General features: G+C 64.7%; 1 protein-coding gene (cut by a window edge). It reads right to left on the bottom strand.

The genetic code is table 11. The features are described from left to right. Positions 1-4: 4 nt before the first annotated feature. A protein-coding gene (locus ACLMAJ_RS06260) for a LacI family DNA-binding transcriptional regulator (protein ID WP_412012550.1) crosses the window boundary here: on the bottom strand, positions 5-14,763 show its 3' portion. 125,446 nt of this gene lie beyond the right edge of the window; 14,759 of the gene's 140,205 nt are visible here — the last part of the coding sequence; the start codon falls outside the window, past its right edge — the gene reads right to left on this strand; it ends in the stop codon at positions 5-7.

Genomic DNA, 14,763 nt, shown 5'->3' with positions numbered 1-14,763 from the left:
TCGATCACAGAACGGCGACACCCTTCCAGTGGAAGTCGGCGAAGAAATCGGCGAAGAAATCGGCGGCGTCCACCCCCTTCGGCAGGTGGCCGGCGATCTCGGCCAGAGTCGGATAACGTCCACTCGTCGGGGATTCGAGCTCGTCGAGTAGCTGTCGCAGCCACGCGGTGATCTCCAGATCCGGGCGCATTATGAGGCGGGCGCAAATGTACATGCTCAACGCTCGCATGCACTCGGCGAAGCGGGCTGGGTCTGCCGCTGCCTCGTGGTCCCAGGCGAGTCGGTGACGCATCGCGGTCTTTGCCCCGCGCCGGCCTTGAACCGCCACGACGACCCGATCCACCCCGTTCGTGCGGAGGTAGTCGAGCAATACGGGAAGGACGTTGTTGCTGCGTCCGGTGCGGTCGTGCCATGGCTCGATCCAGAGGTTGTCGATTCGGGCGGTCATCCCGCCGTGCTCGTCCCATTCGACGCTCAGATCCAGATCACCTACCTCCGCGAGGCCTTCGCGCCGGGTGACGAATACGCCGCGGATCCGCACTCCGGAAACGCCGATCGGTTCATCGACGCTTCGATCGACGCGGTCGTCGAATTGCCCGGGGTCGGGTCGCAGATATTCGACCCGGCTCAGCACGAGCTCGAGGTCGGGTCCGTACTGCTGCTGTAGTCCGGACAGCTTCGGCAGGAGCTCGTCCTCGCGGAGGTGTTCGGTGAGCAGTTTCGGTATCGAGGGAACCGCGGACAGGTCTGGCCGCCACGCGGCACTGGCCTGCCCGGCGAGCCTGATGGCCCCAGCCGCGTCGAGGTCGGTACCGGGAAACACCGGCCGGGGATGACCCGGGTTGGCCGCATGCCGCATGAGATCGTAGACCTGCGTGTAGGTCAGCGGTCTCGCACCGCGCGAGGGCCATCTTCCGGTCGTCTCGGCGTATCGGAACAACGTGAGGTAGTCGGAGTAGAAGCGTTTGGTCAGAATTTCGGCCTGATTGGGATCGAGGCGAATCTTTTCCACGAAGCTGTTGGAATCGCTGTACAGCGAGTCGAGGCAGGCAATGGCTCGCAGTCGACGGAACTCGACCACTCCGGATTCACCGTGTTGCTCGCGAATGTCGGCCTCGACGATATCCGTCACCTCGCCGAGATCGTCTGGGTTCCAGGGGTTCCAGAAGATGGTGACGTAGTCCCACAGCTTGTGGCGGACGCCAGCGAGGTTCCAGTTGTCCAGCGCCACTTCGCCGTCGGGCCGTAGCCACGTGTTGCGGAAGGTTACGTTGCCGTGGCTCAGTCCGGCGGTCTTCCACTTGCCATCTCCCGACGGGGTGTCGCCCGGCAGGGATATCTCGCTCGGTATCGGTGTCCCCATCGCGTCCAAGACATCCTTGCGACGCTCATCGTGCTTGATCCGCTGCATGCTTCGATACAGCCGCTCATGTCCGACCACGGTGCGCGGACCGAGGTCGTCGGGGAGCTCGACAGTCTGCAACTTCCGCAACTGGCGCAATTGGGCACGCAGGGTGTTGAACCGGTCCTGGTCACCGATGGTGGGAATGCGGCCTTCTCCCATGGAACGGATGGAATTCGCGCCACTGTGTACCGCTCCCGCACCCCATTGGGCCACGGTGTCCGGTACGTCGACACCCTTGCGGCGGGCCATGTCCTCCGCCCGATCCTCGGAGAGGTTGATGGGGTGGAAGGCCCGGTCACCGTCGAGGATCTTCGGATGAGTAGGGTTGGCCGCCAGGTCCTTGTCGCCCGGCGCGGCCGCTATGAGTCGCACCTTCCACATCTTTCCGTCGCGGTCGGTAACACACCAAACGTGCGTGTAGTGGCCTCTGGCATGAGGTGGCTCCATCGCCACCGTCACCGCCAGTTCGACAACCTTCTCGGGCTCCATACCGCCGTCACCGACCACCTCGGTGATGGTGGGGAGGAATTCCTCGCCGCGGGGTCGGCGGGCGGCGGTGCGGTACTCGATCGGGGTCGTCGGTGTCGTCGGATCGCTGACTTCTTTGCTCGCCCACCATCGGCTGGCGAGAATAACGCCCGGTCCGCTTCGGCGGCTCACCTGTTGCGGAGTTTCCAGCAGCGGCCGCGGCTCCTGCGCGAGTGACAGGTCCCCGGGTGCCTGCGCACGCGCCGCGGCCAGCATGGAGGCGGTCGATTCGGTCAATCTGTCCGGGTCCCAGCCGAATCCGCAGTGCGCCGCCCGAAGGCCCTCCTTGCCGGAGACCTCGATCGTGAGCGCGTCGGCGCCCATCCGACGGGCCAGATTCTCGGCGGGTCCGAGCAGATGCGGGCCACCATATTCACCGGCCAGGCGATCGATGTCGTCAGAGGACTCCACACGAGCGGTAACCCGGTCTGCCGCCCGGTCGAGCTCGAAAACTACCGACACCTCACCATATTCGCGAGGACCGTCCATCAGCACGGTGCTCATCCGGATGCGGCACTTGGTCTCTCGGTCCGCCTCGTCGAGCAACTCGTACTGCGCTGCCACCGGTTCCAACCGGGCGGGCCCGTCGCTGCGGCGCATACCAGCTACCGCGTCCCGTAGGTCGGTCCGCTCGGTGTCGGCCTGCAACAGCTCACGAATCGAGTGCTCTGGGAGTCCCGACGTATCGGGGGCCGATGCCGGATCGGTGATCGGTCCGGTGGGCGGCTGCCCCTGATCGCGCTGCTGCACGAGCCGCCGTATCCAGCGCTCGATATGGTCGCGCACCATCGCCAGCGTCGGACCTGTTCGTTCCGTCGCAGCGAATACACGAGTGAGATTGCGGTGCAATGCTTGTGCCGCATCCTCTATCGACATCCGGTTGCTGGCGACCAGCAGCGGCAGCCGGAAACTGTCACCGGCGGCGGACTTCCACGCCTCCAGCAGCAGATACCGATCGAAGTCCCGGCGTGCCTGTTCGCCGTAGTGCGTCAGCAACCGCCGACGGCACCAGTTCTCCACGTCGGTCCGGACCGTGGGGGTCGGCCACGGGTTGCGTGCGGCGAACGCGACGTAATCCCACACCGGCGAACCGGCTTGGGACAACTCCAGATCGAGCAGAGCGATCTGATCCTTATCAGGGCCGACGCACTGGATATTGCCGAAGGTCGGATCGCCGTGCACGACACCGAGCCGCACGTCGTCGGGGGACGCGGACCGGACGGTGAAGATCTCGTGCAGGCTCGGCATGCCCAGCTCGCCGTGGAGCCGGTCCGTCGAGCCCGTGTATTTCGAGTACTTCGAGTCGTATTCGAGCCGGATCCGTGCCGCCTCGCGTACCAGCCGTCGCTCCCATTCGAAGCGGGTGCGAGGCAGCATTTCGCCGTGCTCGGTGTCGATGTCGTCCCATTCGTCCGCGTGCAGTGCGTGGGGCCGATCGAGTTCGGTGAACAGTGCCTCGGCCAGGGGCTCCCACGCGTCCGCCGGTGTGGGATCGCTGCCGTCGGCCTCGGCCAGGGGCGGCCATGGTAGGTCCGGTGTGGGATGGGTGCCGTCCAGATGCTCATGGATCAGGAATTTTTCCGGGTAGGCGGCCCGTGTTCCGACGTGGTGCAGCTTCGGCACCCGGACACCGGCCTTCCGGAACAACGCCACCGCCTTCTGTTCCCCGAAGACCAAGCCGATCCGGGGATCGAAATTGGGGTTCGGCGTATCGGTCGGCACCCGGATGACGACCTTGCGACCATTGGGCATCGTGATAACCCACACCCCGTGATGGTTTCCGATGAACCAGGCCCGGTTGCGGACCAGCGTGGTGAAAAATTCGATCTGCGGTTCGGTCAGTGCGGGATCGTTGGTATCGGTATCTTGTTGCGCCGACCGGGGTTTGCGCTGGGAACCCGTCGCCGGAGCCGGCATCTCATCAGCCTCCGCGGGAGCACCGTTCAGCACACCCCACCACCGGCGGTCATCCGGCCAGTCGTCCTGCCACTGCCTGAAATATGCCACCATCTCGGCGAAGGTGGGCCGCACGCCGACCGGCCGGTCGAATCTGTCGAGCATCGGGTCGGCGACTACCTGCAGGCCGTGCGCGTTCATCAGTCGCACAGTGCTTTCCCGCGATTCAGCGAGATGGTCCGGGTCCGAATCCAGCCGCAGGCCGTGGTGCGCGGCGACTCGGAAGGCGGTCCTGCCGTGGATCGGCATGATGATTCGCCCATCGGCGCCAACCGCGCGACGCAGCCGCGGCACGAAATGTTCGGTGAATCCGCTGTCTTCGAACAGCTCATGGACGAACAGATGGTCGAATGTCACTGTGACACGTCCATCCTGGTCGCGGTGGACATGAAACCGCATGTCACCCTGTTCTCGAGCGCCGAATCCGCCCTCTTGGACAATCGTCGCCGACACGGTCAGGCGCCTGTTCTCCGCGTCACCGGTGTATCTGGCGGCGGTCGATATCAGGGCACAGCCGTCCGGTCCGTACGCCTGATTCAGCAGACCGGTCACGACAGCGCGCAGTTCGTGTTCACCGGATTGCTCTGCAACGGGCAGTACGCCGGTGGAAAGCACCGACTCCGGACTTGTCGCGGCTGAATCCGGCGGCCCCGGTACCACGCGAGGTTCCTCCGGTAGCGGTGCCTCACCCCGAGCCACGCGCATCGTATCGGCATTTTCCCTCATCAGGCCGCGAACCACCCGCAGCGACTGCGGATCCCAGCCGCGCAGACGGCACAACCGTCGATAGTCCGAATAGAACCGCCCGACCAAAGCGTCGGTCTTGTCGGGATCTTCCGAGATCTGCCTGACGAACTTCTGAGAGTCGGCGTAGAGCGAGTCGAGGCATGCCATCGTCAGCAGCCGGTCCAGCTCCGCTACGCCACGCGCTCCGCGCAGATCGCGGACCTCGTTCCTGATCTTGTTTTCGATGACCTCGGCCTGGTCCGGCGCCCAGTTCGTCCACAGTATTGTCACGTAGTCCCACAGTTCGTGGGTGATCGCCGTGTTTTCCCAGTCGAGCAAACCGACCACCGACCCATCGTCGGCGACCCGGACGTTATCGAAAGTCATGTCACCGTGGTTGAAGCTGGGCGGCCACCCCTCGTCGTCGGTGTCCGGCGACCATGCCTCGTGTGGCGCGAGCTGGAAAAGCGAATCCAGCCATTCCGCGCGCATGTTGTAGTTGCGCCGCTGAAAGTCCAGGTACAGATGGAAGTTTTCGGTCACCGACCGCTTTTGCAGCTGCTCGGGCACCGGAAGATCCAGCAATTGTCGCTTCAGGGCGAGTATCCCGTCCACCACCGTCTCGAAGTTCGCGTCGGTCGGCGCCGGGGTACGCCCTTCGACATACCGTGTCACTTGGTAAGGGCCCCACTGGTACAACTCCTCCGGGGCACTGATCCCCGCTGCGACGGCATCCCGCTGCGCATCGGCCGAATCGAACCGAAGTCGAGGGAACCAGCGACTGACGCCATCGATCCGACTGGGATTGCGTGTCAGATCCTTCGCCGCACGGGTCGTCGACAGCATCCTGGTGACAACCACCCGATTGCCTTGCTCGTCATGGTCGAACCACGCCTGCTTGCTGTTTCCCTCCCGGTCGGGAGATCGAAGCACAGCACGCAGCACCAGCCTGGCGACGAACGTCAGATCCAGATCCAGGTCCAGATCCGGGTTCCCTCTGCCTTCCTCCCCGATGGCGACCGGCAGCGCCACCCGCGCGGGGGGTTGAGCAATGGGGCGCTCGCCCCGCGGCAGTCCGAGCGTGCTCCATACGGCGCCGCCCGCCTCGGACGCTTCGGACACGTCGATGCTTCCCCACCATGAGTCGGGATCGGTAGGGAGGCGGGCAGCGATGTCATCGAGATCTACACCGCCGTCGAGCAATTCCCGTGGAGTCGGAAGGTCACCCTCATGCAGTCGGCGACTCAACTCCGCGAGTGCCGGCGAATCGTTGACCTCGAGCGCGATGAACGCATCACCGACGGCCGCCCAGACTTCCTCGAGATACCGCTGGTCCCAACCGAATCCGGCTCTGGCTGCGCCCCGTCCGTCGGTGACCTGCAGCCGGAGCTCATCGGCACCCGCGGCGCGGGCGAAGTCGAGCGCTAGGTGATCGATCGGTGTGTGGCCCTCGGCAACATTGCAGAACGCAGTGATACGCCCGGAGTCATGCAGCTCGAGAATGATCTCCACGTCGTCGTACTCGCGCGTGCCATCCATGACGATAGCGTCGACATGCATCCGGGCAGCGACACCGTCACTCGGCTCGCTCGGATATTCGAGCCAAACCTTGGCAGGCTCCAGTCGTGGCGGCCCGTCCCAGCGCTGTATGACCTCCAACGTGGGCTCCACCGCCTCCGACGGCACCCGAGTGCCGTAAGACCGGAAGGCCGTGAACAGTGAGCGCGCCCACCCACGCCGCGATGCCACCGCAGCAGGCGCGGCAGGAACCTCGAAGGCGGGTGTCCAGGCGAAGGGTGTCTTGGCGGGAGGTGCGCCCGGCGTGTACGAGTCCAGCTCGAGCTGAGTCCATTCGGTCAGCATTTGCCACACAGCGGCCTGCGACGGAACCGATTCGCGGTCGACACCGGAGGCCTCGCACACGCGGACGATATTGCGGTAGAAGTCCGGGAAGACATCCTCGATCTCGACTATCTTCGCGGCGATCTGCTGCGGGAACCGATAGGCGTCGCCGATGACCGACTTCCGCGCCTCCAACAGCACGTACCGGTCGAAGTCGGTTACCGCGCCGGTCCCGTAACGCTCGGCCAGCATTTTCTTGATCCACCGTTGGACCTCACCTCGCTCGTCGTCGTCGAACCACTCGTTTCCGAGGTAATACCGGGCCCAATCCCAGGCGATCGGGGCAAATTGGGCGGATTTGGCGTCGGTGAATCCGACGCGACCATACGGGCCGCGCCGCATCTTGCGACGGATCGGGTTGCCGTGCGTGAATCCCATCGGACTCCCCGCCGCCCCATCGGGCAACGGCTTCCACGTGGTGAACAGCGGCGCACCTCCGATCAGCGCGTTCAGCCTGCGGTCGACGTCGTTGCGCTCCAGTTCGCGGACCCGGCGCTGTTGTGTTTTGTCCCAGGCGCTCTGCGTGCCCATCTCGTTGGTGCCTGCCGGCAGGTTGTGTAGCCGGTACAACTCGGGGAAGACATCTTCGGTCGTGCGTTCCCAGCCCTCCCGCGGCAGGACCGGATCTCCCGGGACGAACTCGTGAATCGTCACCCGCTTCGGATCGCCCGTGACTCCCGGCTGCGACTCGGATTGGAAGAGCAGCCGCGGACCCTGCACCCCCGCCTGGTGAAACATGTTCGAGGCCGTACCGGCCGACACCGCCAGTTGGTTCAGGTCGAAGCTCAGCTGCTCCGCATCAGGGAGATACACCCGGACCGTCACCATCGGACCGGCAGCCGAGCCTGTCCCGGGTACGAGCGGCAGATGCCATACGCCGCACTGGTTTTCATACACGTCCGGTGGGATAACGCGCACCCGATCCAGCACGGCGGCAACCTGAGCCGGAGCGAGATCCCGACCGAGGCGGGCCGCGACAGGAACCGGCGCGGGTCGCAGAGCCGTGCGGGATTCGCTCAGCCACAGCGATGTGTCTGTTACCGGCGTCAGTCCCGCCTGCCGCAGCTCGTCGCGATCGTTCAGAACGTTGCCCGCCGTATCGTCGGCGATCTTCATCCGCAACACATCCGCGTCCGCCCCTCGCACGAAGTGGCGTACCAAGTCGAGGAACGAGCCCCGCCCGGTACCGCAGCGGTTGTCGAGGTACTGCGGAACGAACGCGCCGGTCGGGCCGGGGTCGACGTAGGCGGTGACGATCCCGGCGGTGTCGAGGTCGAAACGTATGTCCACATCGCCGAACTCCGCGCGACCGATCATCACCACGGTGCGCATGCGCAGGCGTGCGACCACATCGCCATCGGAATCGACGGATTCGTAGCTGGCCTCGGCCACTTCCAACCGGTGCGGCCGGTGATTCCAGAACGTGGATCCGTTCAATCCGCCCAGCAGCCGCTGGCCTGCCTGCGGATCCGCCAGCAGCTTACGAACCGAATGCGTGAGACCCGGCGCCAGCGGCTCGTCGAGCCGGGGTGCAACCTCGGGACGGTCCTGCTCCGACGGCCACCCGCTCGCGCTGAGATCCGAGAACCTATCGAGCAGCATTTGAAAATGCGGCTCGGGGATCACGCGCACGAAACTGGCACGGCGGACATTTTCGAGATTCCGCCGGAATGCCAGCAGTAGATCGGCGGGCCTGGCGGTGCCGCCGGCGAGAACCCTCGGGGATTGGAAAGTCTGGTCGATAGCCGCAATTCGCGCCTCGAGCTCGACATAGCGGGCGAAGTCATGGCGCGCCTGGCCGCCGTGCAACCGCCCGACGCGCTCGGCGCACCAGACGATCACCTGGTCTCGTACCTCGGGCGGCCAGGGGTTGCGGACAACGAATGCGGCATACACCCATGCCGCAGGCCCGGATGCGGCGGATTCCCACCCGGACGACGCCAGCTCGCCATCCGGCGTCCGAATCAGATTGCCGAGGGTCACCGGGGCGTGCAGACGTATGCCCTGATCGTCATCGGCCACCGATGCCCGGAATCCACGGTGCAGCGGCGGTAGGTCGAGAAAACCGAATCCCGGTCCGAGACTTGCGATGTGCGCCTCCCCGACGCGCAGCGCACGGCGAACATGTTTCTCCCACTCGGTCCGTGTCATCGTCGACGACGCTTGGGGCGACGCGTCGACAGGAACGAGCTGGTCGAACAATTCGTCGGCGATACCGGCGAGGAACGACATGTCATCGCCCACGAGGCCGGCGACCGTGAGCGATGTTCCCTGAATGTGTTCCTGAACGAGAAGACCTCGGCCCGCGTACAGAATCCGCGGCACGCGGGCTGCACGGTCGTGGATCACACCCTCGACGTCCGTTCCCGGGACGACCTTCAGTGCGGCACTGACGATCTCGGGCGTACTGAGCTCGGTCGTACTTCGGGCGGCCCGGACGAGCACCTTCGCACCGGCGTGTCCCGGACGCGGATCCGGTAGCAGCCACAGTCCCTCCCGACCGTCCAGCTGATCCGGCGCCTGCGACCGAGTTTGCGCAAGCAGTACGCCAGCCTGTTCATCGGTGATGGTCTGTTCGTCGGCGGGTGCGGCCGAGTCGTCACCGGCGCCATCCTGGGGTGTGGATGGTCCGGTGATTTCTCCGTCGCGCGGGGGCGCCCAATCGGTGGTGAAGCCGGTGTTCTTGTGCACGTCCTCGAGTTGGTCCAGCTCGTTGGTGGTGAGGTAGGCGACGTGGGCTTTCTGGATGTGGGGGTAGGACTGCGTCCATTTGTCGGCGGTCTGGACTCGGGGGGTGTTGTCGGACTCTTCCGAGGTCAGCGAGGAGTCTGATCGGGTGTGGTCGATATCGGTGTCGTAGATGACAGCGGTGCCTGCGACATTGGTGACGATGTAGGTGTGCATTCGATCGCCGCTATCGATGACGACGACAGCGGTATCGATAGCGTTGCGGGGGTCTGTGACGGCATCGACGATGTGCTGGAGGGGGTCCTCGCCGGTGTCGGCGCCGAGCGGAAGTGGTACCGGCTGGAGTTTGGCGTCGATGGCCGTTTGGTATGCCAGCCAATCGTTTTCGCCGTTGGCAGGTTTGGCCGCATGATCGTTTCCGAGTGCCCAGAGGAATTGAGCACTGCCGGCGACACACTCGTCCATAGCTCGGGATCTCGTCCGGCCGCCGCTGCGCGATGCCGACGCGGGCGACAGGAGATCCACGGAACCTCGTGCGGTGGAAGCATTTTCCGGTTCCGAATCCGGCTCCGGTTCGGGCTGTGGCTGATCGTCGGCCTGCGCCCACCCCCGCAGCGCGGCCTCCACCTCATCCCGAACAACCGGCTCAGGCTGCCCCCACACGCGACGAGCCTCTGTGAGTTTGCCGACCAACTTGTCGACAAGAACCTGTTCCTCCTGCGCGGTCAGCTGTCCTTCCGCAATGAGCTTGGCGTAGCGAACGGACTCGACGATGACCGACTGGACCCACATGTAGTTCAGGTAGGTGTCCAGATCGCGTCGCCAGTCACCAATCGCTGCTTCGGGCTCCGCGGCCACCCATTCCGCGAGGAACGTCTCGAGTTCGTCGGGGGAATAGCCCATCTTGTACACGTGCACGGCCACGTCGAAGAGCGGATCTCCGTACAACGCGCCTTCCCAGTCGAGAAACACCGTCGCCCCGTCACGGATCATCAGGTTCTTGCGGTGCAAGTCGGCGTGCAGCAGTCGAAATGGCCTCCGTCCGAGGGACTTCCACGCATCGTCAACTTCTACGAACGGATTTTCCCGTAGCTTCAGGCCTTCGTACAGCTTCCTGAAGGGGCCGCGGCTTTCTCGATATACCTGCTTGGTGACATCAGACACCCGACGCGCGAAGGCAACCGGATCATCCACTTGCTCACCGAAAATCGGCGACAGCGACCCATACGCTACCGATCGCAGTTCGGCGAACAGCTTCGCCACGTCGCCGGGCACATGAGCGGGAACCTCGGTGCCGCGCGGTGCGATATCGTCCAGCAGCTCGCCATCGATGCACTCGTGGAGCTGATATGCAGGATCTGCCGAGGCCCAGAGCAGGCGCGGAGCCGAGGCAACGAAGGGCTCGATCGCTCGCAGCACCAAAGCCTCGTGCCACTCCCGCAGATCCATGGTGTCGGCGCCGGCGATCGGCCTCCGCACGATGGCCACACCGGCCGGCCCGTCGACACGAACGTTGTAGTTGTAGTTGCCCGCCGCTGAATCGGTCAGTGCCAGAGACTTGTGATAATAGCCGTCGGCAACGGTCTTTCCGAATTCGTGCCGGGCGCCGAACCCCCGCTGCCGGAACATCGTAATCAGGGCGTCGGGAGGCCGCTGGATGGACGGGAGGTGTTGGGGCGCGGGCTGTTTGGGCAAGGGCGCAGGCGGTTCTGATTCGCTGACCGCCGCTGCTGCTGGTTTTTCCGCGTTCGGCTCGTCACCGGTGGCGCTATCGCCGGAGGGCGTCACCCCGGCGTCATCCGGGTCATTCCCGGCCGGCGCGGAAGAGTCCAGCGACCCGATTTCCACGGGCGTGTCCTCGGCTTCGTCCTCGTCCGCGAATGGCAGCTCACCCGACCTGGTCCCCATTCGCAGCGGGAGCTCCGCCAGCGGCGCGGCCCAGAGCCTGCTGGCATACCGCAGGTCGGTTGTGAGCCGGTCCGCGGATGCCTGGTCCGAGTCCGACGCGACCAGTGCCCGGATCAACCGGCTGATGCGGAGATAGCCATGGAAGACCAACTCGTTCCCACTGCTGGGTACGTTGCCCAGCGAGAGATTCAATGTCGCCCAGGCAAAGTCGGGGTCCGCCCACATCGTCGAACGCAACCCCGTGAAACCGGACACTCGGCCGTTCTCGAACAGTATGTTGCCGAAGGTGAGCGCGCCGGGAATCAGCTGAGACCGATTCGGCAGCAAGGTGCCCGCCAACGCCAGGATCGGCGCGAACGGCTGGTCGGGAATGTGGGGGAAAATCTCCGCCACACGTTCCCCGTGCAGCTCCAACAACCGCATGTCCTCGTCGACGAGAGACTGCAGCAGCTGCACGGGGTCGTCTGCCATCAGGTGGCTGCCGGGAAGCTCCGACCTGGGCACCTGTCGCATCTCCTCCAGCAATGTCTCCACCGCAGGGACGATTTCAGCCACGACCAACATCCGATCGACTGCCGACGGCCGATGCCCCGGCAGGCACTCTCCGATGATCAGCTGCCCGGGGCCCTCGTCCTGCGTCGCGTCCAGGAGAAACAGCGGGCGGGGGATCTTCCGTACGCCGTGGCGGTGCATGATCGCCAGCATCTCGGGTTCCCAGTCTTCCCAATGGCCCCTGGCCACAACACCGGGAGAAACTTCGTGGTCGGGACGATTGCCGACCACACAGAACCCGTCCCCGACGGCGATACACCAACGACGTGCGCCCTCGATCCGGCTGGTCGCCCCGACCACGGCCATGTCGAGCACCGCCCGCGCCTCGTCGAGGTCCATCGTCGGGCGCGGGGACCCGACCTCTCCCAGCGTCGAATAATCCTGCGCCCTCCACTGCGGGGCCGACACCAACCGGGGGCCGGTGTCGGGCATGGCCTCGTCCGCACTCGCATTCCCGAAATGCCGCATCACCCACGTGAGCGACCGGGTCCACCCCTCGGGGTTGTCGTCCAGTCGGGTGTCCTCGAGCTCCCCCATCCAGTCGCGCGCACTGTCGGGAAGTTCCATGCCCAGGGCCTCTGGGCCCTTGTGCAGGACAGTCACCCGGGTGACCCGATTCCACCACGGTTCGTTGGTGCTGACCAGCATAAGCACCACCTTGCCGTCGGATTTCCGCAACGCAGCCTCAGCCGCCACCGCGACAGCCGACGCTGCGGCAGTGCGTTTGTCCTCCGGCCAAACCTTCATGGCCTTGGCCTTGCCGACGAATTCTTTGGTCACCACCTCCGCGACGTATCGGATCGTGTTCTCGTCGTAGACCTGGCCGTCGTCACGCAGAGGCAGGGTGGCCACGGTGGGTTCGGCCGCTATGTCCAAGACCTGCGGATGTCGGTGTCCCGTCGCCCTTCTGACCAGATCGGCGCCGCCCCGGGTGGACTTGCCCAACATCTTCCGCACGGCGGTGAAACTGGCCATGTACGCAGTGTCCCGACTGAGATCGGTCTCCCGCCCGAGGGCTGCCATAGTGTCGTGCACCAGCTGCTGCGCATTCAATATGCCGAGAGCAATCTCCACGTTCAGGGTCATGTCGGCGCTGGACAGGCAGCCGGCCATACCCTGGTGATGCAGCTTCGCCTTGTCCCACGCTCGCGGGCCCAGCAGCGACCGGAAGCCGGTCACGCCAAAGGGGGCGAGCAGTGTGTTCTCCAGACCAGGGTCCCCGTGCAGCAGGGTGAATTCCTCCGGTTCCGCCGCCTCCGTCAACGCCTCGACGACATCGAACAGGTCCGCCGGGATCCCCAACCGGTTGAAGAAATCTGCCACCTCGGCGTTTTTCAGGAGTGAGTGGAACCGTTGCCGCAGTTCCTCGATGACCCACCGGAAGAACTCCCGGGTGTTTCGGTTTTCCGGCATCGGCTCCAACAGCATTGCCCGCAGCACAGATTCCGGAATCCGATCCAGCTGCTGCCACAGCTTCCGGTGTCCGGCCATGACCTGTTCGCGCTCCTCGGGAGTCGATTGGTGGCCGAGCAGCATGCTGGTGGCCACGATCGGCATCGACTCGGTCGCCACCGATCGGTCCCCCAGACACAGATCTGTCACCACGTCGTACGCAAAGGGCACGTTCTGCACCCCGTACTCCGCCATCACCCTCAGCACGTCCTGCTGCCGGAACACCCGTGGATACACACCCCGGGAGGGCTTGCTCATTTGCAAGAACAGACCGCGCTCTGGCAGCGCGTAGTTGAAGTTGTCGCGCCCCGGCCGCGCATCGTCGATGCGGAACGCCTCGCCGAGCAGCGCCTTGGTCACCTGCCTCGGCATGGTCGGACGTGGGTCACCCTCTGCACCCAGCGGCGCGAACAACCTGGCGTGAATTTCCGCGTAGGGGACGACATCCTCGCTCGGCAGATCCACGGATGGCGGCCGAGTGGATGGTCCGGTGATTTCTCCGTCGCGCGGGGGCGCCCAATCGGTGGTGAAGCCGGTGTTCTTGTGCACGTCCTCGAGTTGGTCCAGCTCGTTGGTGGTGAGGTAAGCGACGTGGGCTTTCTGGATGTGGGGGTAGGACTGCATCCATTTGTCGGCGGTCTGGACTCGGGGGGTGTTGTCGGACTCTTCCGAGGTCACCGAGGAGTCTGATCGGGTGTGGTCGATATCGGTGTCGTAGATGACAGCGGTGCCTGCGACATTGGTGACGATGTAGGTGTGCATTCGATCGCCGCTATCGATGACGACGACAGCGGTATCGATAGCGTTGCGGGGGTCTGTGACGGCATCGACGATGTGCTGGAGGGGGTCCTCGCCGGTGTCGGCGCCGAGCGGAAGTAGTACCGGCTGGAGTTTGGCGTCGATGGCCGTTTGGTATGCCAGCCAATCGTTTTCGCTGTTGGCAGGTTTGGCCGCATGATCGTTCCCGAGTGCCCAGAGGAATTGAGCACTGCCGGCGACACACTCGTCCATAGCTCGAGATCTCATCCGGCCGCCGCTGCGCGATGTCGGCACTCCGAGTACCTCGGCCAGGGCGAGCACGTGTCGTGTCGCCTCCAGATCTACCGGCGACGCAGCACCACTCAGTACCAGGTCGACGGTTTCCCGACTCACCCCAACCACCGCGCTCACATCATCGGCGGTGGCGGGCCGGACCGTACCGAGGGCGGTGTATTTCTCTCCGTCGGGAAGCAGCAACGCCATGATCAGCTGCGCCAATTTGGCGATGGCGCGGTCTCGCAGCAGCTCGACAGCGCGGGTGGACTTACGCATAGCCGTCGCGATCTCGCGGTAGTCGCAGCCGATCAACAATCGCATCGTGATGAATCTGTACTCGTCGGCGGTGAGTTCATCGGGGCCGAGCTGTCGAACGAAACTTTCGAAGACATCGGGGTAATGACGCTGTGCCGCACTGACTGTCGCCCACGCCTGGTCATCCGTCAGCGCCTCGAATCCGATGAGTTCCTCGGCCAAGTGGCGGACAGCTTCCTTATAGAGTTGAGTCAGCCCCATTTCGGTACGTCCCGTGTGTGCCATCGCCGCCACCATGTCGGCACGAGACCCACCGTTCACAATTCGCACGCGCAGGCACTGTTGCTCGAGCTCGT

It is taken from the genome of Nocardia arseniciresistens, assembly GCF_046764875.1.
GTDB classification, from domain to species: Bacteria; Actinomycetota; Actinomycetes; order Mycobacteriales; family Mycobacteriaceae; genus Nocardia; species Nocardia arseniciresistens.
The sequence above is the reverse complement of the archived record's forward strand: the minus strand, read 5'-3'. Positions and strand labels throughout refer to the sequence as shown.